This window comes from Pararhodobacter sp., assembly GCF_034676075.1.
Classification (GTDB): Bacteria; Pseudomonadota; Alphaproteobacteria; order Rhodobacterales; family Rhodobacteraceae; genus Pararhodobacter.
In genome coordinates, this window is record NZ_JAUCCQ010000007.1 from 63,364 (window position 1) to 88,632 (window position 25,269).

Here is a 25,269-nt window from a genome sequence, read left to right on the forward strand (position 1 = left end):
GCCCCTGGTTGTCTTGGCTTTGGTAGAGTGCGATCCGGTGACACAGGTTGAGGATTACAGGCGCTGGCTGACCACGCAGCGTGGCTATCTGCAGGCGCTGCTTGTCGAGTATCGCAACGGCAGCCGCTCTGCCATCTATACCCTTCCCGACGGCAAGCGGATCGACGAGACGGCGCAGGTGATCGCCCAGCTGGAAAACGATATCCAGCGCCTGACCCTCCACGCCCCGCCGGAAGCTCCCGCCTCCAAGCGGTGATGGGTCTGGCGCGGCGGCAGCCTCGCCCTTGCCGACCCCCGTCCCATCCGCTCAAGAATGCCGGGCGCTTCGGGGCAGAGCGCCGCGATCCCGGCGGCCCGTCGATGCCGCCCCCGCCACGTTGTCCGCACTTGAACCTCCTGGTGCGGCACTGGCGCCGACCGCCGGGCTAAGGCGTCGTCTCAGGGGCAGGTTCCCGGTCAGCAGCATATGGGCGATGAGGCCGATCACCAGACCCCAGAACGCGCCGCCGACGCCCAGCAGGGTGATGTTCGCGGCCGAGGCGAGGAAGGTGATGAGCGCCGCCTCACGCGATGCCGGTTCGGCCATGGCCCCGGCGAGGCTGCTGCCGATGGTGCCCAGCAGCGCGAGGCCCGCGAGGGTGGTGATGAAGGTCGCGGGGAACGCCATGAAGACCGCCGCGAGGGTCACGCCGAAGACGCCCACCAGCCCATAGAAGCAGCCTGCCGCAATGCCGGCGATCCAGCGTTTCGCCGGGTCTTCATGCGCTTCGCGGCCGGTGGCGATGGCGGCGGTGATGGCCGCAATGTTGAACGCATGCGAGCCGAAGGGCGCCATCACAAGCGAGCCGAGGCCGGTCACGGTGACGATGGGATTGGCGCTGGTCTTGAACCCGTCGTTCCGCAGCACCAGCATGCCCGGCATGTACTGCCCGGTCAGCGTGATGAGGAACAAGGGCAACGCCACGCTCAGCGCCGCGTTCAGCGTGAACTCGGGCATGGTGAAGATCGGCATGGCGACCTGCAACTGCAGGCCCGACAGATCGACCCGGCCCTGCACCAGCAGGAACACCAGCCCGATGACCAGAATGCCGACCACAGCGTAACGCGCGGCCAGGCGTTTGAGCAGCAGATAGGCGAGGACCAGCAGGCCGACCAGCACCGGGTCAACGCTCGCGCCGCCAAAGGCGCCGATGCCGAATTGCAGCAAGATGCCTGCGAGCAAGCCCGAGGCGATTCCGGGCGGGATCAGGCGGATGACCTTCTCGAAATACCCCGACACGCCGAGCAGGACGAAAGCCACGGCCGAGAGGATATAGGCCCCGACCGCCTCGGCATAGGAGGTGGTGGCCAGCGCCGTGACCAGGAACGCGGCGGCGGGTGTCGACCAGGCGGTGATGATCGGCTCGCGGTAGCGCCAGCTCAGGAACAGGCCGGTCAGGCCGACGCCGATCGAGACCGACCAGACCCAGGAGGCCGTCAGTTCCGGACCGAGGCCCGCAACCCGCGCGGCCTGGAAGACGAGAATGAACGTCCCGCCATAATTGACGATGACGGAGATCAGGCCCGCGACGATGGGATGGGTGAGATCATTCAATCGGATAGGGGACGACATGGTTCGGGGGATGCTCCAAAGGCAGGGCGCGCGGCCGCAGACGGGCCTTGACATCTAGCCGGTGAATGGCCTGATGATCCCTGCCAATTTCTGCCACTGGATCAGACCATTTGTTCAAGCATTCGCAGCTCGACTCGGTGAAGGCCTGGCTCGCGCATCCGGCCCATGCGGCGATGCCGCTCCACGCGCGGATTCAGCGGGCGATCCGGCAGCTGATCCTCGACGGCGCGCTGGGCCCGGGAAAGCCCCTCCCCGCCTCGCGCCCGCTGGCGGCATCGCTGGGCGTCTCGCGCGACACGATCGAGGCCGCCTATGCGCAGCTTCACGCCGAAGGCTTCATTGAGCGGCGCGTCGGCAGCGGCAGCTTCGTCACGGACATGACCGAATTTGCGCCCGGACATCGCCGCCCCAGACGCGAGGCGCCCCTGCGCGACCAGGCCCCAAGGCTGAGCCAGCGCGGAGCCGCCATGTTCCGCAGCGGCGGCGTGCGCGAGATGCTGGTGCCGCGCCCCTTCGCGCCCGGCGTCCCGGATACGCGCAGCTTTCCCCTGCCGCTCTGGGAGCGGCTGGAGCGACAGGTGTTGAAAGAGGTCGGCACGCTTGCGCTGCAGCATGGCGACCCGCAGGGAGCCGAGCCGCTGCGCCGGGCCATCGCCGATTACGTGAACCTCGAGCGCGGCGCCCGCGCCACCGCCGACCGCGTGCTGGTTCTGACCAGTTCGCAACAGGCGATGATGCTCTGCGCGACCGTGCTCCTCGATCCCGGCGAGCGGATCTTCATCGAGGATCCGGCCTATTACGGCGCGCGGCGGGCCTTCGATGCCGCCGGTCTGGAATCGCTGCCGATCCGCGTCGACCGCCAGGGCGTCACGGTCGAACCGATCCTCAGCGATCCGCAGCGGGCCCGGGCGGTTTTCCTCACCCCCTCGCACCAGTTCCCGACCGGCGTGACGCTGGCGCTCGATCGCCGGTTGGCGCTGATCGAATGGGCCGCCCGGCATCAGGCCTGGATCATCGAGGACGATTATGACAGCGAGTTCCATTATGCGGGCAAGCCGACCGCCTGTGTGCAGGGCCTCGATCCGCATGACCGGACCCTCTATATCGGCACCTTCACGAAATCCCTCTTTCCGGGCTTGCGGATCGGCTATGTCGTGTTGCCCCCGCCGCTGGTGAAGCCGATGACGGTGGCGCGCAGCTTGCTGGATGGGCACACCGCCTCCGTGGCGCAGCTGACGCTGGCGCGGTTCATGGAAGGCGGGCATTTCGGCGCGCATGTCCGCGCCATGCGCAGCGTCTATGCGCAGAGGCTCGGGATCCTGTCGGGACTGGTTCGCAGGCACCTGTCCGATTTTGTCGCCCCCCGTATGCCTGTCGGCGGCCTGCAAATGCCCTGCGTCCTGACCTGCGCCATGCCCGAGCATCTGGCCATCGACGCCGCGCGGCGTGTCGGCGTGGAGCTGTTGGGGCTCTCCGGGCTTCATGCCGCAGGCGATGGCGAGGCCGGTTTCCTGATGGGCTTTGCCGCCTATACCCCGGCGGAGATGGAGGTCGCGGTCAGGAAACTGGCGTCGGCACTGCAGACGGTGAAGGTGCCCTTATGAATGGTCTGGAGGGCTTGCCGCAAGTGGCGGGGAAGACCGGACCGCTTTCCTGATAGGCAGCGGCAGACCGGCCTTGAGGCGCGGGGCGAAACCCCTCCCTGCCGCCCCCTTGAAGGAGATCAGATGCCAAGCCACAGCGCCACGCCGCCCGCCGGGCTGACCGGCCAGCCTTCGGGCGGGACAGCCCCCTCCCCCGTTTTCACGTCGGAAGACCGGGCGCGCTTCGGGAGCGATCCTGCCCGCAGCTTCGCCACCAACCTTCAGGAGGTGCGCGACCGCATCGCCGCCGCCTGCCATCGCAGCGGCCGCCAGCCGGAGGATGTGCGGCTTCTGCCCGTCACCAAGACGGTGCCCGCGCCGATCCTGCGCCTGGCCGTCGCCACGGGCCTGGGCGAATTCGGAGAAAACAAGCTGCAGGAGGCGCGCGACAAGCAGGCGGTCCTGGGCGATCTGCCGATCCGCTGGAGCATCATCGGCCATCTCCAGACCAATAAGGTCAGGCATCTCGTGCGCCTCGCCACGGAGTTCCACGCGCTTGGCAGCCTCCGGCTGGCGGAGGAACTCAACCGCCGCCTCGATGCGGAAGGGCGCGATCTGGACGTGTTCGTGCAGGTCAACACCTCGGGCGAGGACAGCAAATACGGTCTGCGCCCCGAGGAGCTGATGCCCTTCGCCGAGCGTCTGCCGCAGTATCCGCGCCTCAGACCGCGTGGCCTGATGACGCTGGCAGTCTTCAGCACCGAGGCCGAGCGGGTGCGCCGCTGCTTCCGCCTGCTCCGCGCGCTGCGGGACAGGGCCATGGCCGTCCATCCCGGCCTGACGCAGCTCTCGATGGGCATGTCGGGGGATTATGACGTCGCCATCGAGGAAGGCGCCGATGTCGTTCGGGTCGGCCAGGCCCTGTTCGGCCCGCGCCCCGCAGGCGATGCGCTCTATTGGCCGGGGTCACTGTCGCCCGGGACATAGGAAGTGCAGGGGCGCGGTCCTGGCCCGCCCCCCAAAGGAAAAGGGCGGCCCGAAGGCCGCCCTCTCCCGTATCCTGCGGCTGGCCGCAGATTACATCATGCCGCCCATGCCGCCCATGTCGGGCATCGCCGGGGCCGAACCCTTGGGCTCGGGCTTTTCTGCGATCATGGCTTCGGTGGTGATCAGCAGACCGGCGATCGAGGCCGCGTCTTCCAGAGCGGTCCGGGTCACCTTGGCCGGGTCGATCACGCCGAACTTGAACATGTCGCCATATTCTTCGGTCTGCGCGTTGAAGCCGAAGTTCACGTCCGAGGATTCGCGCACCTTGCCGGCCACCACGGCGCCATCGACGCCCGCGTTGTCGGCGATCTGGCGCAGCGGGGCTTCCAGGGCGCGGCGCACGATGGCGATACCCGCGTTCTGGTCGCTGTTCTGACCGGTCATGCCTTCGAGCGACTTGCCCGCCTGCACCAGCGCCACGCCGCCGCCGACGATCACGCCTTCCTGCACGGCCGCACGGGTCGCGTTCAGGGCGTCGTCCACGCGGTCCTTGCGCTCTTTCACTTCGATCTCGGTCATGCCGCCGACGCGGATCACGGCAACGCCACCGGCCAGCTTGGCCAGACGCTCTTGCAGTTTCTCACGGTCGTAGTCCGAGGTGGTTTCCTCGATCTGCTGACGGATCTGGGTGACGCGGGCCTCGATCTCGGCCTTCTCACCGGCGCCATCGACGATGGTGGTGTTGTCCTTGTTGATCGAGATCTTCTTGGCAACGCCGAGCATGTCGATGCCGACATTCTCCAGCTTCATGCCCAGATCTTCCGAGATCACCTGGCCGCCGGTCAGGATGGCGATATCCTGCAGCATGGCCTTGCGGCGATCGCCGAAGCCCGGCGCCTTGACGGCAGCGATCTTCAGGCCGCCACGCAGCTTGTTGACCACGAGGGTGGCCAGCGCTTCGCCTTCGACGTCCTCGGCGATGATGAGGAGCGGCTTTTGCGACTGGATGACGGCCTCGAGCAGGGGCACCATCGGCTGCAGCGACGAGAGTTTCTTCTCGTGGAGCAGGATGTAGCAATCTTCCAGATCGGCGATCATCTTGTCGGGGTTGGTGACGAAATAGGGGCTGAGGTAGCCGCGGTCGAACTGCATGCCCTCGACCACTTCGACTTCCGTCTCCATGCCCTTGTTCTCTTCGACGGTGATCACACCCTCGTTGCCGACTTTCTGCATCGCGTCAGCGATGAAGCGGCCGATCTGGGCCTCACCGTTGGCCGAGATGGTGCCGACCTGCGCGACTTCGTCCGAGTCGGCGACCGGGCGGGCGGCGCCCTTGATGGTCTCGACGACGCGGGCGGTGGCCAGGTCGATGCCGCGCTTCAGGTCCATCGGGTTCATGCCGGCGGCGACGGCTTTCATGCCTTCGCGGACGATGGCCTGAGCCAGAACCGTGGCGGTGGTGGTGCCGTCACCGGCTTCGTCGTTGGTGCGGGAAGCGACTTCCTTCACCATCTGCGCGCCCATGTTCTCGAACTTGTCCGACAGTTCGATTTCCTTGGCGACGGTGACGCCGTCCTTGGTGATGCGCGGGGCGCCGAACGACTTGTCGATGACGACGTTACGGCCTTTGGGGCCCAGCGTGGTCTTGACGGCGTCGGCCAGGATGTTCACGCCCTTCAGGATCCGGTCGCGGGCGTCGGTCGAGAATTTGACTTCTTTGGCAGCCATGTTGGGTGCTCCTTAGAGAATTTCGTTGAGGAAAGGGGACAGGCTCAGGCGATGATGCCGAGGATGTCGCTTTCCTTCATGATCAGCAGCTCTTCGCCGTCGATCGAGACCTCGGTGCCCGACCATTTGCCGAACAGGATGCGGTCGCCAGCCTTGACCGACATCGGGATCAGCTCGCCCGAATCCTTGCGCGCGCCTTCGCCGACCGCAACGATCTCGCCCTCGGCGGGCTTTTCTTTCGCGGAATCGGGGATGATCAGACCGCCCTTGGTCTTCTCGTCGCTGGCAACGCGGCGGACCGTGACACGGTCATGGAGGGGTTTGAAAGCCATCTGTGAACACTCCCTAGGGTTCAGTGCGAATGGGTCTTAGCACTCACTCGCGGCGAGTGCTAACGACGCCCTAGGTAGGCAGTGCTTTTCTGCCTGTCAACACTTGAAACAGAGGAATTTCTCACAGGCTGACCTCAGCCCCGAAGATGCCGCGATGCAGCGTGAAACGCCGCCCAGGCGCCGGGGCAAAGCGCCTCGATCTCGGCCTCGGTCAGCGGCTCGCCGCCCGGGGCGGTGGCGCGCATCCCGGTGCGGTCCGCCATCAGCAGCGCCACCGGCTCCTTGCGGCCCCAGCCCAGCAGCCGGGTCTTCAGCCCCTCGACGCCGACCGAGGCCCGGCTCAGCGCTGCCACCATCGTGCCCCTGACCTCGACCGGGCTTTCCATCACCACGCGGCTCATCGCAGCCTCCAGAGGAAGCGCGCCAGCACCGGCAGCAGACGCGCGGGGACGACCGAGAGGGCGATCTCGCCCTCGCCTTCCAGCGTCTGCCTATCAAAAAGCGGCACCAGACGAAACCCGCGCCAGGGCAGTGCGATCAGGATGCCGCTGGCCCGGCCCCAGAATTCGCCGGTCAACGCCGGATCGCCAAGGCCGATCCGCGCCTCGCCCCTGAGCCGGTCGATCCTCACGCAGCCCAAGGCCTCCAGCCCCGCCCGGGCGCCCGCGCGCAGCATCTTGGCCGAGGGGCGGCGCTTTTTCCCTGCCGGTTGGGCGGGTTCGGGCGTCGCCCTTTTCGGCTTGCGCGCCCGCGTGCTGTCGACCAGCGCCACGGGCAGCAGACCGCCCAGAAGGCCCAGCTCCACCCGCAGCCGGGCCGGATCGCTGGTGGCCTCGGCCCGCAGCCGGACCGGCGCCAGCAGCAGGACCGCCAGCACCGCCGCCAGCCCGGCCAGCGCCCCGAGGATCATGCCTCGGGCTTGCCCTTCGCCTTGATCACCTTGGCGACGGTCGAGCCGACGGCCTCGGCCATCGTCGCCATGTCGCCCCGGAAGGATTCGACCCGCGCGCCGCCGTCATCGAGGATGATGGCGCCGACCGGCCGGATGCCGCCGCCCGCCGCCGTCCCCATGCCGTTGCCGGTCTGGCCCGCGACCCCGCCGGTGCCGCCGCCCGCGCCGAAGCCGAAGCCGTAGCTGACGATGGGAATCACCGTCGCGCCGCCACGGTCGATGGGATCGCCCAGAACGTTCTTGGCGTTGAGCAGTTTTTCCAGCTCATCCACCGTGCCCTTGAGCAGTTTCACCACGTCATCCATGCGCCTCTCCTGTGCTGACGGGCCATTCTGGCGCATCCCGCGCGGCGCCGCCATGACCTGTGTCACTTGCCGACGCCGACGCGCAGGGTTACGCCGTTGCCATGTCGTTCGTGATCTCCCCCCTGCCGCTGCATCGCGGCACGCTGGCGCTCTGCGCCCTGCCCGCCTCGGCCGAGGCGCGGGCGGCCGTTCTGGATTTCGCCCCGTCGCTGATCCTGTCGCTGACGCCGGACAGCGAACTCTCCCGGCTCGGCGCCGCCGACCTGCCGGGATGGTGCGCCGCCGTGGGGATCCGCCGCCTCGCCTTCCCGGTCGAGGATTTCCAGACCCCGCCAGAGGGCGCCGACTGGGCGGCGATCAGCGCCCCGGCGACGGGGGTGCTGAAGGATGGCGGCCGGGTGCTGGTGCATTGCCGGGGCGGATTGGGTCGCTCCGGGATGGTGGCGCTGCGGCTGATGATCGAGGCGGGCGAAGCGCCGGACGCGGCCCTCCTGCGGCTGCGCACCGCGCGTCCCGGCGCGGTCGAGACCGAGGCGCAGGAGCGTTGGGCCGGGGCCTGACCCCATGGGACTTTCTTGCCGGAGAGTTAACCGACCCGCCTAGCCCCTTGAAATATTTGACTCGTCTTCCCTGTCCCACGCATGGGACAGCCTATCCCGGCAGCGCCCCGTCCCAATCGGCCAGCCCCTTCCGCCCCGCCTCGGTCAGCCCGTAGACCCCGGTCGAGACCCGGGCGAACCAGCCGTAATGATTGTCCGCCATGATCCGCGTCGCCCCCGGCACGCCGGTATCGCGCGCCACCGCCGCCCCCTTGGCCGCGCCGTATTCCGCCAGATAGGCCGCGCAGCGCAGCGCGTCCTGCCGGTATCCCGTCACCAGCCCGTGCCGCGTCGCGCCGCCCGCGTTCGGATCGCCCTGACGGCGGGTGAATTCCTTCTCCAGCCGCGCCCGCTTCACCTTCGATCCCCGCGGCGCGTAGGGGCCGGGTTCGGCCAGCACCTCGACGAAACCGTCCCGCGCCCGCACCGTGATCAGGCCCATCCCCAGCCGGCGGCAGAGCGCGGTATTCTCGGCCAGCATCCGCCGGGCCTGCGCCCCCTCGGGACGCAGGACCGCCAGATAGACCTGCGGCGTCAGCGCCAGCCGGGCGATCCCCTGATGATAGAGCGTCAGCGAGAACTTGAGCTTCATCTCGACGATGACCGGATCGGGCCCGCCCATCGCCACCAGATCGGCCGCACCGATCTCGCCCTTGACGGTCAGGCCCCGGCCCTCGAAATGCGCCTTCAGCGGCGGGTAGAGATCGGCTTCGCGCATCACGGACATGGCACCAGATAACCCGGGCCGGAACCGCAGGGAAAGCCCCGGCGTTGTGCCCTGATGCTGACCACGCTCATCGTCCTCGCCCTGGTTGCCGCGGCGCTCCTGATCGGGGCGGCCTGGGGGCTCTGGGCGCCCCTGCCCGAACGGCTGGAAGGGTTCCTGATCGCACTGGCGGGTGGGGCGCTGATCGTGTCGATCATGTCGGAACTGGTGGAACGCGCGGCGCCCCAGATCCCCTGGCTGCTGCTGGCGGCAAGCCTGATCGCCGGAGCCTGCGCCTTCGTGGCGCTGGACAAATTCGTCAAGCGCAAGCTTGGCGCGCAATCGGGCGGGGGATTGCTGGTCTCGGTCACGCTGGACGGCATCCCCGAGAATCTGGCGCTGGGCGTGGCGCTGATCGGCGCCTCGGGGCTGGAGGTGGCGGCGCTGGCGGGCGCCATCTTCCTGTCGAACCTGCCCGAGGCCGCGGGCGGCGCCAAGGGCATGCTGGACGACGGCTATGGCAGGACCAAGGTCTTCGCCATCTGGACGGCGACCGCATTGCTGCTGGCAGGCGCCGCGCTTCTGGGCAACCTGGCGCTGGCGGGCGTGGCGGCCCCGGTCCTGGCCACGATCCGCGTTTTCGCCGCCGGGGTGGTGGCCGCCTCGCTGGCGATCGAGGTCTTCCCCAAGGCCTATGACCAGGACCGCTACGCCACCGGTTTCGCCGTGGCGCTGGGTCTGGTGGCGGCGCAGGGGCTGGGGCAGATGGCGGGCTGAACCTGCGACCCCGGCGGCTAGTGACAAGCCCTGCCCCCGCGCCTATAAAACGCGCGCCAAATCGCCCCAGCCTGCGCATTCACGGGAAATCCTCATGACGATCCAAGTTTTCGGCCACAAATCGCCCGACACCGACTCGACCGGCTCGCCCATCGCCTGGGCCTGGTATCTGACGCACAAGGGGACGCCCGCGAAACCCGTGCTGCTGGGCGAGCCGAACACCGAAGCCGCCTTCATGCTGCGCCACTGGGGGCTGGAGAAGCCCGAGATCATCCAGGGGGTCGAGGCCGGGGCGCCGGTGGTGATCGTCGACACCAACAACCCGGCGGAACTGCCCGCCGACATCAACAAGGCCGATATCCGCGCCATCATCGACCACCACAAGCTGGTGGGCGGGCTGGAGACCAAGGGCCCGATCGAGATCACCGTGCGCCCGCTGGCCTGCACCGCGACGCTTCTGGCCGATCTGATGGGCGACGATCTGGCGGCCGCGCCGCGCGGCGTGAAGGGGGCGATGCTGTCCTGCATCGTCTCGGACACGCTGGAATTCCGCAGCCCCACCACGACGCCCCATGACAAGGCGGTGGCCGAGGCGCTGGCCAAGGATCTGGGCGTCGACCTGCACGCGCTGGCCGCGGCGATGTTCGAGGCGAAATCCGACGTCTCGGCCTTCTCGGACGCGGAACTGCTGCGGATGGATTCGAAGGAATACACCGTCGCCGGCAAGGAGCTGCGCGTCTCGGTGCTGGAGACCACGGCACCCAAGGTGGTGCTGGACCGCAAGGCGAGCCTGATGGACTCGATGGTCGGCGTGGCCAGGGAAGACGGCGCCGATCAGGTGCTGCTGTTCGTGGTCGACATCCTGCGCGAGGAAGCGACGCTGCTGGTGCCCAACGCGCTGGTCAAGGAGATGGCCGAGAAGAGCTTCGGCGTCACCGTCACCGGCGACACGGTGGTGCTGCCCGGCGTGATGAGCCGCAAGAAGCAGATCATCCCGGCGCTGACGCTTTGACGGGGCAGGCGGGGGGCCAGCCCCCCGCACCCCCCGCCGGGAGGGTTTTGCACCCTCCCGGACCCTCCCGCAGGATATTTTCAGAACAAAGATGAAGGGGGCGCGGTTTCGACCGGCGCCCTTTTTCCTTTGCCGAGCGCGGGTTGTCTGCTCAGGGGCCCGCGGGTAGGTTTCGCCGAAACAAGATTTCCGGAGGCAAGGGCATGGCGGGCACGAACTGGCGGGCGGTGGTCCTGGCCTATGCGATCGGCGTGATCGGCGCGGTCCAGGTGGGGCGGCTGGCGCCCGCCACCGAGGATCTGCGCGAGGGGCTGTCGATGAACCTGGCGAGCCTGGGCTGGGCGATCTCGACCATCACCCTGCCCTCGGCCCTGCTGGGGGTGGCGGCGGGGATCTGGGTCGGACGGCGGGGGGCGCGGAGCGCGCTGCTGCTGGGGGCGGGATTGCTGGCGCTGGCGGCGCTGGCGGCGAGTGCAGCGCCCAATGCGCCGCTGCTGACCTTGCTGCGCGGGATCGAGGGGATCGGCTATCTGGCCATCGTCGTCGCCGCGCCCACGCTGATGGCCGATGAGGCGCGGGGCCGCGACCAGCAGACCGCGCTGGCGCTCTGGGGGACATTCTTCACCTTCGGGCTGAGCCTGGCGGCGATGGCGGGCGGCACGCTCTCCGTCGCCTGGGGCTGGCGCGGCTGGTTTGCCGCCAATGCGCTGCTGGTGGCGGGCGCGGCGCTGATCGCCCTGCGCGCCCTGCCCCGCGGGCCTGTGCCTGCGACGATCACCCCCGGTCCCGTGCCGCAGCGCGGGCGGCTCGGCGCGGCGGCCTGGCTGCTAGGGGCGGCGTTTCTGGGCATGACGCTGGTCACACTGGCCCTGATGAGCATGATGCCGAGTTTCCTGATCGAGATGCGCGGCTTCACCCAGGCCGAGGCCGGTCGGGCGACGGGCCTTGTGGCGCTGGCGGCGATTGCCGGGAGCCTGTCCTATGGGCTGATCGGCAGCCGGATCCGGCCGGGCCTGCTGATCGGGCTGGCGGGGGCGCTGCTGCTGCTCTGCGCCCTGCCCGCCTTCGATCCGCGGCTGGGGCTGGGGGCGGCGATGGCCGCCGCAGTCATCGCGGTCTATGGCTCGGGCGTGCTGACCGGCTTCACCTTCGCCGCCGTGCCGCGGCTTGCCCCCTCACCGGCCGAGGTCGGGCCGACCAACGGGCTCATCGCCCAGCTGGCCAGTATCGGCGCCTTCCTCGGCCCGCCGCTGATCGGCGGGCTGGTCACGCGCTATGGATGGCAGGCGTTGTCGCTGGCCATCATCGGCTTCACGCTGAGTTTTCTGATCCTCGGCTGGGCAGCGCTGAGGGCCGCTCAGAGGTAGCTGCGCTCGTCCAGGGCCTTGGCGATCTCGGCCCGGACCAGCTTGCGCACCTGCTGGGTGATCCGCTCGCCCAGCTGGCCCTTCAGCTCTTCGCGGACGATCTGCGCGACGAGGAGGCGCAGGGTCTCCTCATCCAGAACCGCGTCTTCCTCGCCCGCGAGCGCCGGATCACCGTCATTCGCCGCGGCGTGGAGGTAATCGGCGAGTTCCGCGGCCGGTTCGGCGGTGGCGTCGATGGCGGCTTCGGTGGCGGGGGTATCCGGTGCTGCGACCTCGGGCTCGGCCCGGGCAGACTCGACCACGGCCACCGCGGGTTCGGCCTGGGTCGCGACTTCGGCCTCCTTGCCGCGATGGGCGAAGCTGAGGCGGCCGTAGAGCTCGGTCACGTTCGAGGCGCGCGGCGCCTCGCTGTCGGCGGCGTTGTCGCCCTCGAATTCGCTGGTGGCAAAGGCGGCTTCCAGCTCGGCGATGGTCGCTTCGAGCTTGCCGAAATCGGGGGCCGGGATCGCGACCTGGGCCTCGTCCGCAACGCCCTCGGCCTCGACCTCGGGCGCCGCGTTGACGCGCTGGGCCTCGGTCAGGATCAGCCGCCCGGCTTCCGCCCCGCGCCCGCCTTCCTGCGCAACCAGACGACGGATCGACGTGAGCACGTCCTCAATCTCGCGATTGGTCATGGCGTCAGACATGGATTGGCCTCTGCTCGTTTTGAAACGAGGATAGCGAAGGAAGGCCCTCGAAACAATGGCGGATCGGAAAGAGCCGCCTCAGGGAGCGCTGTTGCGGTGGCGGCCCATGATCCGGTCCAGCGCCGCGCCCTGCGGCGAGGGCGTGCGGCCCTGGGTGCCATGGGGCAGCGTGGCGGAATACGCCTCGACGTCATAGGTCGGGATGCCGAGGTTCAGGGCCGAAACCGTCAGCTGGCCCATCGATTCGAGCAGGCTGTAGGCCGCGATCTGCACATTCGCCGCCGCCAGGATGCGCGAGGACCGGGCATCCAGCAGCTCCTGCTCGGCGTTGAGCACGTCGAGCGTGGTGCGCGAGCCAAGCTCGGCCTCGGCGCGGACCGCGTCATAGGCCGATTGCGAGGCCGAGATCTGCAGGTCACCGGCGCTGAGCGTGGCCCGGGCGATCTGCAGCTGCGCCCAGCTGGCCGCCACCGATTGCTGGACGATGGCCACGGTCTGATGCAGCGCCGAGCGGCGCGACTGGGCGCGGGCGATGCCCTGCCGTTCGACCGACCGCAGGCGACCGGCATTGTAGAGCGGCACCTGATAGGTGACCGAGGCGCTCAGATCGCTGTCCCGGGCTTCGGGCAGCGGGCGCGAGCGGGTGATATCGGCGCTGAGCCCGACCGAACCGGTGACGGTGCCGCGACGCTCCAGCCCGGCGATCTCGGTCGAGATGTCGGCGGCGGCGACTTCGTGCTGGGCCTGGGTGATGGCCGGATGGTTGCGCCGCGCGATGTCCTGCGCCTCCTCCAGCGAGGAGGGCAGACGCGGCAGCCGGGGCGGCGCCGCCAGTTCGCTGGGGTATTGGCCGACGGCGAGGTTGTATTGCTCACGCGAGATGGCGACGTCGCCCTGCGCGGCGGCCAGCGCCGAGCGCGAGGCGGCGAGGCGGGCCTCGGCCAGCGCGACATCGGTGCGGGTGGAATCGCCCAGCTCGAAGCGCTCGCGCGCGGCACGCAGCTGTTCGCTGATCACGCCCACGTTGTTGCGCTGCAATTGCAGGGTCTGCAGGTTGGTATAGAGCCCCATGTAGGACGAGACGGCGTTCAGCAGCACGTTCTGCTCGATCACCACCAGCGCCGAGCGGGTCGAGAGGACCATCTCATGCGTCATGTCGATGGCGCGGCGGTTGCGGCCGAAATCATAGACCGGGATCGAGGCGGTGATGCCGAAGCTGAGCCGGTAATTGGGCGTGCCCGAGGCGGTGCTGAGCGCGGTGGTGGCGAAACTCACCACCGGATACAGCGCCGAGATTGCCTGCTGCACATCCTCGTCCGCGGCGCGCAACAGGGCGCGGTTCTGTTCCAGCAGGTTCGAGTTGCGATAGGCCGCGACCAGCGCATCCGCCAGCGAATCGGCCGACGCGGGGGCGGCAAGAGCCAGAGCCAGCGCGCTCGCACTCAGGGCAGCGCGTATCCGTTTGCGAACGCTCATCGCGCCCTCCGTGCTTTGGGTCCGGCCCTCGCCCGCGCGGGCGTGTGCCTGTGTTAAAGGGCAAAGCCCCGTTCGGCGGCAAAGCCGTCGAGCAGCGGCGCCGCCGCGTTGAACGCGTCGCGCCAGCGGATTCCGTCGCCGTGACGCACGCCCAGACGGACGGTGCCAAGCGCACCCTGCATGAAGATGGCGACGACACGGCCGCCCTCCTTCAGTTGCGATTCCAGCGCGGCCGGGAAGACCTCGATCCCGCCTTCGACGATGATCGCGTCATAGGGGCCGTGTTCCGGGGCGCCCGCCGTGGGTGCGCCGGTCTCCAGCGCCACATTGGTCACGCCGATCGATTCGAGCGCGGCACCGGCTTCGGCGGCAAGGCTCTCATCGGCTTCGACCGCGACGACGGCCTGCGCCATATGGGCGATGACGGCGCTGGAATAGCCAGTGGCCACGGCCAGGTCGAGCACCAGATCCGAGGGCTTGATATCCAGCGTATCCAGCATCTTCGCCAGCGTGCGCGGCTCCAGCAGCACACGTCCGCCCCCCAGCGAGACATTCTCGCCGATATAGGCGGCCTCGACCATCGGGCCGGGCACGAAACGCTCGCGCGGGATGGTCAGCATCGCCTGGATGATCGGCAGCTTGGTCACGTCCGAAGGGCGAACCTGAGTGTCGACCATCACGGTACGGCGGGCGGCGAAAGCGGGCATGGCACGGGCTCCGTCTGGGTCTGTCAGCCCCTCTTGCCACAGGGGCCGCGCGCTTGGCAATGCCGCCCCCCGGGGCGGGGTCAAGCACCCGGTGAACTGTGGCTTCGTGACACGCGCAAGGGTCGGGCGCAAGCGGAATGTTCAGTCAAAACTGAACAAAGATACCCGCGCCCTGCCCCGCTCAGCCCGCCGCCGGAACGTCGAGGCCGCGCTGCACCGCGGGCCGGGCCAGGAAGCGCTCCATCCAGGCCGGGACATTCTTCAGCGCATCGAAACCGACCAGGGGCCCGGCCTCGTAAAACCCGGTCAGCGAGCGGACCCAGGGGGCGATGGCGATATCGGCCACGGAATACTCGCCGACGATCCAGTCGCGGCCCTCAAGCTGGCCGTCCAGCACCTTGAGCAGACGCTCGGATTCGGCGCGGTAGCGTTCGAAGGGGCGTTTGTCCTCGATCTCTTTCCCGGCGAATTTGTGGAAAAAGCCCAGCTGCCCGAACATCGGCCCGACGCCCCCCATCTGCCACATCAGCCATTGCACCGCCTGCCAGCGCTGCGCCGGGTCCGCGGGCAGGAATTTCCCCGATTTCTCGGCCAGATACACCAGGATCGCGCCCGACTCGAACAGCGCCAGCGGCTGCCCCCCCGGCCCGTTCGGGTCCAGGATCGCCGGGATCTTGTTGTTGGGGTTGAGCGACAGGAACTCGGGCGTGAGCTGGTCGTTAGTGCCGAAATTGACGCGATGCCCTTCGTAGGGGATGCCGGTTTCTTCCAGCATGACGCCGACCTTGATGCCGTTGGGCGTCGGCAGCGAATAGAGCTGCAGCACATCGGGATTGGCGGCGGGCCAGCGGCGGGTGATCGGGTGATCGTTCAGGCGGGTCATGGGAACTCCGGTTTGGGCGGCAAATGGGTCTTGGATTTGGCCCCTTGCGCGCGCATCATCGCGCAGAACGAGGTAAACAGCCGGTGAAGCCGGTTCAAGCGTTCCAGTCAAGAAACGAAGAAGGGACAGTCTATGCTCAAGGAATTCAGGGACTTCATCGCCCGAGGCAATGTCATGGACATGGCCGTGGGTATCATCGTCGGCGCCGCCTTCACGGCGATCGTCAGTTCGATGGTCGCCGATCTGATCAACCCGATCATCGGCCTGATCATCGGCGGGATCGACTTCAAGAACATGTACTGGGTCATGTCGGGCACCGTGCCGCCCGACGCGGGCCTCGACACCGCGCGCGAAGCGGGTGCGGCGGTCTTCGCCTATGGCTCGTTCCTGACCGCGGTGATCAACTTCGTGATCATCGCCTGGGTGGTCTTCATGCTGGTCAAGGGCGTGAACAAGATCAAGGATTCGGCGATGCGCGCCGAAAAGGCCAAGGCCCCGGCGGCCGAGGAACCGGCGGCGCCCCCGCCCCCCTCGACCGAGTCGCTGCTGGCCGAGATCCGCGACCTGCTGAAAGACCGCGCGGCCTGAGATCTGCCCCCGCCGGGTCCGCCCGGCGGGGGTTTCCCGGTCAGTCCTTGCGCCGGACCTCGACCTGCGCGCCGACGCGGCGCATCTGATAGCGCCCCGCCTTCTCCACCAGATCCGAGAGTTTGCTGCAGCCGAAAGACCGGCTGTCGAAATCCGGATGGGTCGACTGGATGGTCTGGCCGATCAGCCCCAGCGGGAACCATTCGCCTTCCGGATCAAGGGCATGCATCGCGGCGTTGATCAGCACCACCGCGTCGCGCGGCGAGGCTTTCGAGGGCAGCGGCACCTGCGGCTCGGGTTCCTTGATCAGGTTCTCCACGAAGATGAAGCGCTTGCAGGCCTTGCGGAAGGCCTCGGGCGTCTTCTGCTGGCCGATGCCATAGACATCGAGCCCCTGCTCGCGGATGCGGCTGGCCAACCGGGTGAAATCGCTGTCCGACGAGACCAGCACGAAGCCGTCGAAACGGCCCGAATGCAGCAAGTCCATGGCGTCGATCACCAGGGCAATGTCAGACGAATTTTTCCCAACGGTATTCGCGGGTTGATGGTGCGGGACCAGCGCCAGCGCCGGCAGTTTCTCCTGCCAGCCGGACATCTGCTGGCGCGAAAAATCGCCGTAGATACGGCGGACCGAGGCTTCGCCGAGGCTGGCGATCTCCTCGAAGATCGAGTCCGCCCATTTCGGCGAGGAATTGTCGGCGTCCACAAGAACGGCCAGGATCGGGGTTCCGTTTCGGGCCATGAAGGGCTCCTTTCGGGGACAGGATGGGCCGGGGCCGCCGGGGGCGCAAGGGCTCAGACGGCGGCCTTCTCGGCAAGGTCCCGGGCGATGGCGAAGGCACCGCGCAGGCGGTCCTTCTCGCTGGTCCATTCCTGCGGCAGGACCAGCTTGTTGTCGCGAATTTTCGCGCCCGGGTGGGTGTGAAGAAACTCCACCAAGCCCTTGGGATTGGGGAATTTGTCGAGGTGGAACTGCACCGTGGCGCCCTTCGGCCCCGCATCCAGCCGGGCGATCTGCGCCTTCTTGCAGAGCGCCTTGATGCGGACCACGGCCAGGAGTGTGTTGACCTCTCGCGGCAGCTCGCCGAAGCGGTCGATCAGTTCGGCGGCGAAGCCCTCGAACTCGACTTTCTTCTCCAGCGTCGCCAGCCGCCGGTAGAGGCCCAGCCGCACGTCCAGATCGGTGACATAGGTATCGGGGATCAGCACCGGCACGCCGAGGTTGATCTGCGGCGCCCAGGCACCGTCGGTCAGGTCCTGCAACTCGCCCGAGCGGAGCTTGGTGATCGTCTCTTCCAGCATCTGCTGGTAAAGTTCGTAGCCTACCTCGTTGATATGGCCCGATTGTTCCTCGCCGAGGATATTGCCCGCGCCCCTCAGATCCATGTCCTGCGAGGCGATGGTGAAGCCGGCGCCCAGGCTGTCGATGGAGCCCAGTACCTTCAGCCGCCGCTCCGCCTGCGGGGTCAGAGGCGTGCGGGGTTTGGTGGTCAGATAGCAATAGGCGCGGGTCTTGGAGCGCCCCACCCGGCCCCGGATCTGATAGAGCTGCGACAGGCCGAACATATCGGCGCGGTGCACGATCATCGTATTGGCGCGGGGGATATCGAGGCCCGATTCAACGATGGTCGTGGCCAGCAGCACATCGTATTTGCCGTCGTAGAAGGCGTTCATCCGCTCGTCCAGCTCGCCCGCCGCCATCTGGCCATGGGCCACCAGAACCGAGACTTCGGGCACCTGGGTTTTCAGGAAATCCTCGATATCCGGCAGGTCCTTGATGCGCGGCACGACATAGAAGCTCTGCCCGCCCCGGAACCGCTCGCGCAGCAGCGCCTCACGGATCGTCACGGTGTCGAATTCGCTGACATAGGTGCGGATCGCCAGCCGGTCGATGGGCGGGGTCGAGATCAGCGACAGGTCGCGCACCCCGGTCAGCGACAATTGCAGCGTGCGCGGGATCGGCGTGGCGGTGAGGGTCAGGACGTGAATGTCAGACCTCATCTCCTTGAGCCGTTCCTTATGCGTGACGCCGAAATGCTGTTCCTCGTCGATGACCATCAGGCCCAGATTGCGGAACTTGACCGCCTTGGCCAGCAGCGCATGGGTGCCGACGACGATATCGACCGTGCCGTCGGAAATCCCCGTCCGTGTGGCCGAGGCATCCTTGGCCGAAACGAAGCGGGACAATTGTCTGACAACAAGAGGAAAGCCGCGGAAGCGTTCGGAAAAGCTGTGGAAATGCTGGCGGGCCAGCAGCGTCGTCGGGCAGACGACCGCCACCTGCAGGCCCGACATCGCGGCGATGAAGGCGGCGCGCATCGCCACCTCGGTCTTGCCGAAGCCGACGTCGCCCACCACCAGCCGGTCCATCGGCCGGCCGCGGTCGAAATCGTCAATGACGTCTTCGATGGCTTTCAGCTGGTCCTCGGTCTCGGCATAGGGGAAGCGGGCGGCGAAGGCTTCCCACATGCCTTCCGGCGGGTTCAGCACCGGCGCCTTGCGGAGTTCCCGCTCGGCGGCGATGCGGATCAGCTTGTCGGCGACCTCGCGGATGCGCTGCTTGAGACGGGCTTTCTTGGCCTGCCAAGCGCCGCCACCCAGTTTGTCGAGAAGCCCCTCCTCATGCCCGTAGCGGCTGAGGAGTTCAATGTTTTCAACGGGTAGATAGAGCTTGTCGCCGCCTGCGTATTCCAGCGCCAGGCATTCATGCGGCGCCTTCATCGCGGTGATGGTTTCGAGCCCCAGATAGCGGCCGACCCCGTGTTCGACATGCACGACCAGATCGCCGGGCGAGAGGCTTTGCGCCTCGGACAGGAAATTCTCGGCCTTGCGGCGCTTGGGCCCGCGCACCAGCCGCTCGCCCAGAACGTCCTGTTCCGAGATGACCACGAGATCGGGGGTGACGAACCCGGCCTCCAGCGGCCAGACGGCCAGCGAGACCTGACCCTTGGCACCGATCCCGCGGGCGTCGGCGATCAGCCTGGCGTCCTTCAGCTTGTGCTCGGCCAGGAGCCCCTGCAGTCGGTCGCGCGCGCCCTCGGACCACGAGGCGATGACCACGGCGCGGGCTTCACGTTCCTTCTGAACATGATCGCGCAGGGCCTTAAAGATATTGACGTTATCCTGCTGTCGCTCCAGAGAGAAATTGCGGCCGGCACGGCCCTGGGCGTCCAGAACCCCGGGCCCCGGCGGCTGCGGCAGGGACGAGAGCTGGATCACCCGAAGGCCCGCCAGCGCTGCGTCCCAGGCGGCATCATCCAGATAGAGCGTGTCGGGCGCGGCGGGTTTGTAGACGGTATCGACGCGGGCCTTGTGGCTCAGCGCCTCCTGCCGGTTCTGGTATTGGTCGGCGATCGTCTCCCAGCGCGCCGCGCGGACGGCGGCCGACTGGTCGTCCAGCATGACGCTGGCGCCGGGCAGATAGTCGAAGATCGTCTCCAGCCGGGCGTGGAAATAGCCCAGCCAATGCTCCATCCCCTGATGCTTGCGCCCGGCGCTGACCGCCTCGTACAGCGGATCATCGGTCCCCGCCGCGCCGAATTCGACGCGATAGGTCTGGCGGAAGCGGGCGATGGAGGCCTCGTCCAGGATCACCTCGGACGCAGGCGCCAGTTCCAGCCGGTCGAGCTTGCCCGTGGTGCGCTGGGTGCCGGGGTCGAAATGCCGCAACCCGTCCAGCACATCGCCGAAGAGGTCGAGCCGCACCGGCTCGGCATCGCCCGGCGGATAGATGTCGACGATCCCGCCCCGGACGGCGAAATCGCCGGGCTCGGTCACCGTCGGGCTGGGGGAATAGCCCATCCGCGCCAGATAGTTCCGCAGCGCGCCCTCGTCGACGCGGCGCCCGACCTCGGCGATGAAGCTCGACGCCGCGACCGTCTCGCGCGCCGGGAGCTTCTGCATCGCGGCGTTGAGCGTGGTCAGCAGGACGAAGGGGCCGGGCACGCCCTGCGACAGCGCCGCGAGCGTCGCCATCCGGCGGGCGACGATCTCGGGGTTGGGGGACACCCGGTCATAGGGCAGGCAATCCCAGGCGGGCAGCGTCAACACCACCAGGTCGGGGGCGAAGAAGGCCAGCGCCCGGCGCATCGCCTCGAGCCGCTTGTCGTCGCGCGCGACATGGATCAGCGGCGCACCGCGCTTGGCAACCTCACGGCGCAGGAGGTCGGCGTCAAAGCCCTCGGGGGCACCGCCCAGCAGGATCCGCTCAGCCATCGGTCACAAGATCCGGGCGGTAAGATTGTGCCACATGCCCCACATCGTGGTCACGAAGATCGCCGCAAGGCCGATCGCCTGGATCAGCACGCGGGTCCAGAAGATCGCCCTGACCAGCGCCTCGCCCTGCAGGGCCTGCGCCTCGACCCGGGCCGACAGGCGCAGGCTTAGCCAGGCGCCCAGCGTCAGCGGGCCCAGCAGCAGGAACAGCGCCTGCGACAATTCGTAGCCGTACCAGAAGCCCAGCACGCCCAGCATGGTCAGCACCGTCAGCCAGAAGCCCACCAGCCAGGCGCCCGAGCTGCGCAGGATCGTCATCCGCCGCCGGGCCTGGATCAGGGCGAGGGTGTTGAGATCCTCCATCCCCTCGCCGCCGCGCCGGCGGGCGCGATGCACCATGTCGAAGGGCACGCCCATGACGAAATGGGTGACGTTCGACCACGCCACCGCCAGCACCAGCCAGAACCACAGGTTGGAAAACGACCTGAGGTCGATGGTAGATAAAAGCGAGTCCGTCAGATTCACCCGGAGCCCCTTGCCTGTTGCCCTCCTGATTAGTCGGCTTTCACGCCGGGGCCAAGCCGGGAAACCCGCCCGGGCTTGAGCTTGCCGCCCGCGCATGGCACCAAAGCGCCGAAGACCGGAGAGATGTCATGCCCGTCCACACCCCCGCCCCCTATCCCGCCGCCCGTCTCCGCCGCCTGCGCCGCACCGGCGCGCTGCGCGATCTGGTGGCCGAGAATGCCGTGACCGCCGCCGATCTGATCTGGCCGGTCTTCATTCGCGAGGGTGAGGGGGTCGAGGAGCCCATCGCCTCGATGCCGGGGGTGAACCGGCTGTCGCTGGATGTCATGCTGAAAAAGGCCGCGGCGGCGCATGCCGATGGCGTGGGGGCGATCTGCCTTTTCCCCTATACCGCCGCCGAACTCCGCACCGAGGATTGCGCCGAAGCCTGGAACCCCGAGAACCTGACCAACCGCGCCATCCGTCTGCTCAAGGCCGAGCTGCCGGACATGGCGGTGATGACCGACATCGCCCTCGACCCCTACAACATCAACGGCCATGACGGCTTTGTCGTGGACGGCCAGATCCTGAACGACGAGACGGTCGAGGCGCTGGTCAAGATGGCGCTGGCGCAATGCGAGGCCGGGGCGGATATCCTCGGCCCCTCGGACATGATGGACGGAAGGATCGGCGCGATCCGCGCGGCGACCGAGGGTGCGGGCTTCCAGAAGGTGGCGATCCTCAGCTACGCCGCGAAATTCGCCAGCGCCTTCTACGGCCCGTTCCGCGATGCCGTCGGGGCCTCGGGTCGGCTGGTCGGTGACAAGAAGACCTATCAGGTGAACCCCGCCAACCGGCTGGAGGCCCTGCGCTGCGTCGCCCGCGATCTGGACGAGGGCGCCGACATGGTGATGGTCAAGCCCGGCATGCCCTATCTCGACATCTGCCGGTCGGTGAAGGACGAGTTCGGCGTGCCGACCTTCGCCTATCAGGTCAGCGGCGAATACGCGATGCTGGCGGGGGCCATGGAACGCGGCTGGCTGGGCGAGGCGGTGATGCTGGAAAGCCTGCTGGCCTTCAAGCGTGCTGGATGCGACGGCGTGCTGACCTATTTCGCCCCCGCTGCGGCCAAGGCCCTGAAGGTCTGACCTATATCAGCGGCGATTCGCCCAGCGGATCGCCGCGTGCGTGACAAGCGCGTGATCGCGCCGTATAGTTCGGACACAGGCATTTTCCGGTGACAGGGGCGACAGATCCCGCGCCAAACCTTTGAGGATGAGCATGACCCAGACAATGCGCCTTTCGCGCCCGCTTTCGCGTCGCAGCCTGCTGGTTGGCGGCGCTGCCACCTCGCTGTTGGCCGCCTGCGGCAATCCGGTGGGGAATTTCAACGCCGAGCGCCTCGACGCCCGCGTCGATGCCACCCGCGACTACCTGCGCCAGAACCACGCCGAGCTGAGCAACCTCTTCGCCAACGCGCAGGGCATCCTCTACATGCCGCTGGTGACCGAGGCCGGGTTCTTCGTCGGCGGCTCCTTCGGGCAGGGCGCGCTTCGGATCAACGACGCCACGGTCGATTATTATTCGGCGACGCGGGTCAGCGCCGGGCTGCAGATCGGCGCCCAGCAATACGCGCATGTCCTCTTCTTCATGACGCCGCAGGCCTTGCAGGATTTCCGCTCGGGCGAAGGCTGGGCGGCCTCGGCCGACCTGCGCTATGCCACGCCCGAGATGGGCGGTTCGGCCGGGGTGCAGACCACGACCATGTTCTCGCCGGTCATCGCCGTGGTCTTCGGCCAGGCCGGGCTGATCGCCGGGGCCTCGCTGGCCGGCGTGCGCTATCAGCGCATCATTCCGTAAGCCGCGAAACAGGGTTTCCGATGGGCGTCCCGCTGGGGCGCCCTTTTTCGTTTCCGTGGAAAATATCCGTTTACCCATGCGTCCCGCCTGATAGCCTGCCCGTCAAACGGGAGGACATCATGATCACCATCAGCGGCGAGGGCCTGACCCTCGCGGATATCGTAGCTGTGTCGCAGGGCGCCGAAGTGCGGCTGTCGGCCGATCCGGCGGTTCTGGCGCGGGTTTCGGCCAGCCAGGAGCGGATCGAGAAAGCCGTCGCCGGGGGCGAGCAGGTCTATGGCGTGACCACGCTCTATGGCGGGATGGCCGACCAGTATGTCCCCGTCGAGCGGATGGTCGAGTTGCAGCATATCGCGCTCTGGCACCACAAGACCGCCACCGGCCCCCGCCTGCCCGAGGCCGATGTGCGCGCCGCCATGCTCTTGCGGGTGAATTCGCTGATGAAGGGTTATTCCGGCGTAAGGCTTGAGCTGATCCAGCGCTATGTCACCTTCCTGAACGCGGGCGTGACGCCCCATGCCTATCAGCGCGGCTCCATCGGCGCCTCGGGCGATCTGGTGCCGCTCAGCTACATCGGCGCCTCGGTCATCGGCCTCGACCCGGCCTTTCTGGTCGATTGGAAGGGCGAGACGCTCGATTGCCACACGGCCCTGGCCCGGCTGGGGCTGGCGCCCCTCACGCTGCGCCCCAAGGAGGGGCTGGCGATGAACAACGGCACCACCGCCTCGACCGGCGTGGCCGCCAATGCCATGGGCCGGGGCGTCACCATCTTCGCCCTGTCGATGGCGGTGCAGGCGATGCTGGCCGAGGCACTTCTGGCCACCAACCAGAGCTTCCACCCCACCATCCAGGCGATCAAGCCGCATCCCGGGCAGATCTTCGTGGGTTCCCTGTTCCGCGACCTGCTGGAAGGCTCGCAGCTGATCCGCTCCGAGGCCGCCGGCGCCCGCGGCCATCGTCAGGGCAAGCTGATCCAGGACCGCTATTCGCTGCGCTGCCTGCCGCAATACACCGGCCCCATCGCCGACATGCTGGCCGTCGCCGCCCGCCAGATCACCACCGAGGCCAATTCGGCCAATGACAACCCGCTGGTCGATCCCGACACGGGCGAGGTTTATCACACCGGCAATTTCCTCGCGCAATATACCGGCGTCGCCTGCGACACGCTGCGCGCGCAACTCGCGATGCTGCTGAAGCATCTCGACGTGCAGATCGCCATGCTGGTCACGCCCGAGTTCAACAACGGCCTGCCGCCGTCGCTGGTGGGCAACACCGGGCATGGGCTGAACATGGGGCTGAAATCCTTGCAGCTCACCTGCAATTCGGTGGCGCCGCTGGTGCAATTCTACGGCCGCTCGATGGTCGACCTCTACCCAAGCCACGCCGAGCAGTTCAACCAGAACATCAATTCTCAGGCGATGAACGCCGCCAATCTGGCGCGCGAGGCGGTCGAGGCCTCCGAGCACTTCCTCGCCGCGGCGCTGGTCTTCGCGGTGCAGGCGGTGGAACTGCGGGCCCAGACCGTGCGGCCGGGCTACGATGCCTCGGACCTCTTGTCCCACCGCAACGTCGCCCTCTACCGCGCTGCCCGGACGGTTGCGCTGGGCGCCCCCGATCCGGCGCGGCCGATGCTCTGGGACGATACCGAGGGCTTCATCCAGGACAAGGTCGAGGGCATCCTGACCGATCTGCGCGACGGTCAGGCGATCCGCGCGGCGCTGGCGCCCACGCTGGCCGATGTCGAGGCCTTCCTCGCCGCCTGAGCCCGCGACCCTTCGCCGCTGCCCCGGTCCAAGCCCTTGCCAGAGGGACCGGGCCGGGCGCAGGGTTAACGCAGGGTGATGGGTAAGGGGGGAGTTGTATGCGACAGGCCTTGATCGGCGCCTTTTTCGGCCTCCTCGTCGCGGGCGCTGCCACCGCGGAAACGCCGCCCCCCGCGGGCGGCCTCTGGCAACAGATCCTCAGCCAGGTCCCCCATCCGTTGCCCGCCTCCTGCTGCCGGGTCTGCCATCAAGGCTATGCCTGCGGCAATTCCTGCATCAGCCGCAACCGCCGCTGCCACCAGCCCCCGGGCTGCGCCTGCGACGGCTGAGGGCCTCTCGGCCCCCAAAGCCGCCCGGCCCCGCCCTTCTTTGCGCTCCAAATATCCTCCGGGGGGTCCGGGGGGTGGAAACCCCCCGGTTCCGCAACCGCCACCAGCGCCACGGCCTATTCCGCCGCGACCCCGATCAACCGCCGGAGCCCGAACACCGCCCCCGCCGCGATGGCCGCCAGCGTCACCGGCCCCGACCAGGCGAGCGTCGCAAAGGCGCTGACGCCCTGCCCCACCGAACAACCCATGGCGATGACCCCGCCCACGCCCATCAGCGCCGCGCCGCCGACCTGACGGC

At 68.0% G+C, this 25,269-nt stretch carries 27 protein-coding genes; 12 read left to right on the top strand and 15 right to left on the bottom strand.

The features are described from left to right. The first annotated feature begins 37 nt into the window (after positions 1–37). Complete coding sequence (locus tag VDQ18_RS04635; RefSeq protein ID WP_323019845.1) at positions 38–256, top strand: hypothetical protein; 219 nt, start codon at positions 38–40, stop codon at positions 254–256. Positions 257–307: 51 nt separating this feature from the next. On the opposite strand, the gene VDQ18_RS04640 is transcribed toward VDQ18_RS04635, so the two are convergent. Further along, on the bottom strand, positions 308–1,612 hold the full coding sequence (locus tag VDQ18_RS04640) for a benzoate/H(+) symporter BenE family transporter (protein ID WP_323019846.1): 1,305 nt from the start codon (positions 1,610–1,612) through the stop codon (positions 308–310). 110 nt (positions 1,613–1,722) lie between these two features. Here VDQ18_RS04640 and VDQ18_RS04645 point away from each other — a divergent pair, with 110 nt between their 5' ends. Both VDQ18_RS04645 and VDQ18_RS04650 read left to right on the top strand, forming a co-directional pair. Then, positions 1,723–3,216, top strand: coding sequence for a PLP-dependent aminotransferase family protein (locus VDQ18_RS04645; protein WP_323019847.1), 1,494 nt, complete (start codon positions 1,723–1,725; stop codon positions 3,214–3,216). A gap of 123 nt (positions 3,217–3,339) precedes the next feature. Beyond that, entirely contained in the window at positions 3,340–4,182 is an 843-nt protein-coding gene (locus VDQ18_RS04650; protein WP_323019848.1) for a YggS family pyridoxal phosphate-dependent enzyme, read from the top strand. Positions 4,183–4,272: 90 nt separating this feature from the next. Here VDQ18_RS04650 and groL read toward each other — a convergent pair whose 3' ends face one another. From groL to VDQ18_RS04675, 5 genes are all read right to left on the bottom strand, one after another. Beyond that, positions 4,273–5,910 (bottom strand): chaperonin GroEL, encoded by a 1,638-nt coding sequence (gene groL, locus VDQ18_RS04655; RefSeq protein ID WP_323019849.1) that lies wholly within the window; start codon positions 5,908–5,910, stop codon positions 4,273–4,275. A 44-nt stretch (positions 5,911–5,954) separates the two neighbouring features. Further along, positions 5,955–6,242 (bottom strand): co-chaperone GroES, encoded by a 288-nt coding sequence (locus VDQ18_RS04660; RefSeq protein ID WP_323019850.1) that lies wholly within the window; start codon positions 6,240–6,242, stop codon positions 5,955–5,957. Between the two features lie 134 nt (positions 6,243–6,376). Continuing rightward, positions 6,377–6,643, bottom strand: a complete 267-nt coding sequence (locus VDQ18_RS04665) for a hypothetical protein (protein ID WP_323019851.1) — start codon at positions 6,641–6,643, stop codon at positions 6,377–6,379. Continuing rightward, entirely contained in the window at positions 6,640–7,152 is a 513-nt protein-coding gene (locus VDQ18_RS04670) for a hypothetical protein (protein WP_323019852.1), read from the bottom strand. The genes VDQ18_RS04665 and VDQ18_RS04670 overlap by 4 nt, the downstream gene beginning before the upstream one ends. Then, positions 7,149–7,499 carry a GerW family sporulation protein gene (locus VDQ18_RS04675; protein ID WP_323019853.1) on the bottom strand — a complete coding sequence of 117 codons (351 nt, stop codon included), beginning with the start codon at positions 7,497–7,499 and terminating at the stop codon, positions 7,149–7,151. Before VDQ18_RS04675 ends, VDQ18_RS04670 begins: the two co-directional genes overlap by 4 nt. Positions 7,500–7,600: 101 nt before the next feature. Between VDQ18_RS04675 and VDQ18_RS04680 the strand changes: the two genes are divergently transcribed. Next, positions 7,601–8,059 (top strand): protein phosphatase, encoded by a 459-nt coding sequence (locus VDQ18_RS04680; RefSeq protein ID WP_323019854.1) that lies wholly within the window; start codon positions 7,601–7,603, stop codon positions 8,057–8,059. Between the two features lie 91 nt (positions 8,060–8,150). Here VDQ18_RS04680 and VDQ18_RS04685 read toward each other — a convergent pair whose 3' ends face one another. Then, positions 8,151–8,819 carry a DUF2161 domain-containing phosphodiesterase gene (locus VDQ18_RS04685; protein WP_323019872.1) on the bottom strand — a complete coding sequence of 223 codons (669 nt, stop codon included), beginning with the start codon at positions 8,817–8,819 and terminating at the stop codon, positions 8,151–8,153. 60 nt (positions 8,820–8,879) lie between these two features. Between VDQ18_RS04685 and VDQ18_RS04690 the strand changes: the two genes are divergently transcribed. The 3 genes from VDQ18_RS04690 (at position 8,880) to VDQ18_RS04700 (ending at position 11,960) form a co-directional block, all read left to right on the top strand. Beyond that, positions 8,880–9,581, top strand: coding sequence for a zinc transporter (locus tag VDQ18_RS04690; RefSeq protein WP_323019855.1), 702 nt, complete (start codon positions 8,880–8,882; stop codon positions 9,579–9,581). A gap of 94 nt (positions 9,582–9,675) precedes the next feature. After that, a complete protein-coding gene (locus tag VDQ18_RS04695; RefSeq protein WP_323019856.1) occupies positions 9,676–10,593 on the top strand; it encodes a manganese-dependent inorganic pyrophosphatase in 918 nt (305 codons plus the stop codon). A 203-nt stretch (positions 10,594–10,796) separates the two neighbouring features. Beyond that, positions 10,797–11,960: an MFS transporter gene (locus tag VDQ18_RS04700; RefSeq protein ID WP_323019857.1), complete on the top strand. Its 1,164-nt coding sequence runs from the start codon at positions 10,797–10,799 to the stop codon at positions 11,958–11,960. On the opposite strand, the gene VDQ18_RS04705 is transcribed toward VDQ18_RS04700, so the two are convergent. The 4 genes from VDQ18_RS04705 to VDQ18_RS04720 form a co-directional block, all read right to left on the bottom strand. After that, positions 11,951–12,646 (bottom strand): hypothetical protein, encoded by a 696-nt coding sequence (locus VDQ18_RS04705; RefSeq protein WP_323019858.1) that lies wholly within the window; start codon positions 12,644–12,646, stop codon positions 11,951–11,953. The two genes, VDQ18_RS04700 and VDQ18_RS04705, sit on opposite strands and share 10 nt — an antisense overlap. 78 nt (positions 12,647–12,724) lie before the next feature. After that, positions 12,725–14,122, bottom strand: a complete 1,398-nt coding sequence (locus tag VDQ18_RS04710; RefSeq protein WP_323019859.1) for a TolC family protein — start codon at positions 14,120–14,122, stop codon at positions 12,725–12,727. A 53-nt stretch (positions 14,123–14,175) separates the two neighbouring features. Next, positions 14,176–14,829: a protein-L-isoaspartate O-methyltransferase gene (locus tag VDQ18_RS04715; RefSeq protein ID WP_323019860.1), complete on the bottom strand. Its 654-nt coding sequence runs from the start codon at positions 14,827–14,829 to the stop codon at positions 14,176–14,178. 181 nt (positions 14,830–15,010) lie between these two features. Then, positions 15,011–15,712, bottom strand: coding sequence for a glutathione binding-like protein (locus VDQ18_RS04720; RefSeq protein WP_323019861.1), 702 nt, complete (start codon positions 15,710–15,712; stop codon positions 15,011–15,013). A gap of 132 nt (positions 15,713–15,844) precedes the next feature. Here VDQ18_RS04720 and mscL point away from each other — a divergent pair, with 132 nt between their 5' ends. Beyond that, entirely contained in the window at positions 15,845–16,300 is a 456-nt protein-coding gene (gene mscL, locus VDQ18_RS04725; protein WP_323019862.1) for a large conductance mechanosensitive channel protein MscL, read from the top strand. A gap of 40 nt (positions 16,301–16,340) precedes the next feature. On the opposite strand, the gene VDQ18_RS04730 is transcribed toward mscL, so the two are convergent. The 3 genes from VDQ18_RS04730 to VDQ18_RS04740 are packed head-to-tail and all read right to left on the bottom strand — an operon-like array spanning position 16,341 to position 21,040. After that, positions 16,341–17,042: an NYN domain-containing protein gene (locus VDQ18_RS04730; protein WP_323019863.1), complete on the bottom strand. Its 702-nt coding sequence runs from the start codon at positions 17,040–17,042 to the stop codon at positions 16,341–16,343. Positions 17,043–17,095: 53 nt separating this feature from the next. Next, positions 17,096–20,515, bottom strand: coding sequence for a transcription-repair coupling factor (gene mfd, locus VDQ18_RS04735; protein ID WP_323019864.1), 3,420 nt, complete (start codon positions 20,513–20,515; stop codon positions 17,096–17,098). Between the two features lie 3 nt (positions 20,516–20,518). Further along, complete coding sequence (locus VDQ18_RS04740) at positions 20,519–21,040, bottom strand: component of SufBCD complex (RefSeq protein ID WP_323019865.1); 522 nt, start codon at positions 21,038–21,040, stop codon at positions 20,519–20,521. Positions 21,041–21,168: 128 nt separating this feature from the next. On the opposite strand from VDQ18_RS04740, the gene hemB reads away from it, so the two are divergent. The 4 genes from hemB to VDQ18_RS04760 all read left to right on the top strand — a co-directional run bounded on the left by hemB (position 21,169) and on the right by VDQ18_RS04760 (position 24,971). Next, positions 21,169–22,167: a porphobilinogen synthase gene (gene hemB / locus VDQ18_RS04745; RefSeq protein ID WP_323019866.1), complete on the top strand. Its 999-nt coding sequence runs from the start codon at positions 21,169–21,171 to the stop codon at positions 22,165–22,167. A 133-nt stretch (positions 22,168–22,300) separates the two neighbouring features. After that, positions 22,301–22,879, top strand: a complete 579-nt coding sequence (locus VDQ18_RS04750) for a lipid-binding SYLF domain-containing protein (RefSeq protein WP_323019867.1) — start codon at positions 22,301–22,303, stop codon at positions 22,877–22,879. A gap of 119 nt (positions 22,880–22,998) precedes the next feature. Next, positions 22,999–24,642 carry an aromatic amino acid ammonia-lyase gene (locus tag VDQ18_RS04755; RefSeq protein WP_323019868.1) on the top strand — a complete coding sequence of 548 codons (1,644 nt, stop codon included), beginning with the start codon at positions 22,999–23,001 and terminating at the stop codon, positions 24,640–24,642. Positions 24,643–24,740: 98 nt separating this feature from the next. After that, complete coding sequence (locus VDQ18_RS04760; protein ID WP_323019869.1) at positions 24,741–24,971, top strand: hypothetical protein; 231 nt, start codon at positions 24,741–24,743, stop codon at positions 24,969–24,971. Between the two features lie 116 nt (positions 24,972–25,087). Here the strand turns inward: VDQ18_RS04760 and VDQ18_RS04765 are convergent. Next, positions 25,088–25,269, bottom strand: a 182-nt coding sequence (locus VDQ18_RS04765; RefSeq protein WP_323019870.1) for a YeeE/YedE thiosulfate transporter family protein, incomplete at its 5' end; no start/stop codon positions are given.

Bases quoted from the DNA above. Each gene is read 5' to 3' on its own strand.
- VDQ18_RS04665 (WP_323019851.1), bottom strand. From the start codon at position 6,643: ATGAGCCGCGTGGTGATGGAAAGCCCGGTCGAGGTCAGGGGCACGATG.
- VDQ18_RS04705 (WP_323019858.1), bottom strand. From the start codon at position 12,646: ATGTCTGACGCCATGACCAATCGCGAGATTGAGGACGTGCTCACGTCG.
- VDQ18_RS04720 (WP_323019861.1), bottom strand. From the start codon at position 15,712: ATGACCCGCCTGAACGATCACCCGATCACCCGCCGCTGGCCCGCCGCC.
- hemB (WP_323019866.1), top strand. From the start codon at position 21,169: ATGCCCGTCCACACCCCCGCCCCCTATCCCGCCGCCCGTCTCCGCCGC.
- VDQ18_RS04730 (WP_323019863.1), bottom strand. From the start codon at position 17,042: ATGGCCCGAAACGGAACCCCGATCCTGGCCGTTCTTGTGGACGCCGAC.
- VDQ18_RS04660 (WP_323019850.1), bottom strand. From the start codon at position 6,242: ATGGCTTTCAAACCCCTCCATGACCGTGTCACGGTCCGCCGCGTTGCC.
- VDQ18_RS04715 (WP_323019860.1), bottom strand. From the start codon at position 14,829: ATGCCCGCTTTCGCCGCCCGCCGTACCGTGATGGTCGACACTCAGGTT.
- VDQ18_RS04675 (WP_323019853.1), bottom strand. From the start codon at position 7,499: ATGGATGACGTGGTGAAACTGCTCAAGGGCACGGTGGATGAGCTGGAA.
- VDQ18_RS04670 (WP_323019852.1), bottom strand. From the start codon at position 7,152: ATGATCCTCGGGGCGCTGGCCGGGCTGGCGGCGGTGCTGGCGGTCCTG.
- VDQ18_RS04710 (WP_323019859.1), bottom strand. From the start codon at position 14,122: ATGAGCGTTCGCAAACGGATACGCGCTGCCCTGAGTGCGAGCGCGCTG.
- VDQ18_RS04650 (WP_323019848.1), top strand. From the start codon at position 3,340: ATGCCAAGCCACAGCGCCACGCCGCCCGCCGGGCTGACCGGCCAGCCT.
- VDQ18_RS04755 (WP_323019868.1), top strand. From the start codon at position 22,999: ATGATCACCATCAGCGGCGAGGGCCTGACCCTCGCGGATATCGTAGCT.
- VDQ18_RS04695 (WP_323019856.1), top strand. From the start codon at position 9,676: ATGACGATCCAAGTTTTCGGCCACAAATCGCCCGACACCGACTCGACC.
- VDQ18_RS04690 (WP_323019855.1), top strand. From the start codon at position 8,880: ATGCTGACCACGCTCATCGTCCTCGCCCTGGTTGCCGCGGCGCTCCTG.
- VDQ18_RS04760 (WP_323019869.1), top strand. From the start codon at position 24,741: ATGCGACAGGCCTTGATCGGCGCCTTTTTCGGCCTCCTCGTCGCGGGC.
- VDQ18_RS04750 (WP_323019867.1), top strand. From the start codon at position 22,301: ATGACCCAGACAATGCGCCTTTCGCGCCCGCTTTCGCGTCGCAGCCTG.
- VDQ18_RS04700 (WP_323019857.1), top strand. From the start codon at position 10,797: ATGGCGGGCACGAACTGGCGGGCGGTGGTCCTGGCCTATGCGATCGGC.
- groL (WP_323019849.1), bottom strand. From the start codon at position 5,910: ATGGCTGCCAAAGAAGTCAAATTCTCGACCGACGCCCGCGACCGGATC.
- VDQ18_RS04640 (WP_323019846.1), bottom strand. From the start codon at position 1,612: ATGTCGTCCCCTATCCGATTGAATGATCTCACCCATCCCATCGTCGCG.
- mfd (WP_323019864.1), bottom strand. From the start codon at position 20,515: ATGGCTGAGCGGATCCTGCTGGGCGGTGCCCCCGAGGGCTTTGACGCC.
- mscL (WP_323019862.1), top strand. From the start codon at position 15,845: ATGCTCAAGGAATTCAGGGACTTCATCGCCCGAGGCAATGTCATGGAC.
- VDQ18_RS04680 (WP_323019854.1), top strand. From the start codon at position 7,601: ATGTCGTTCGTGATCTCCCCCCTGCCGCTGCATCGCGGCACGCTGGCG.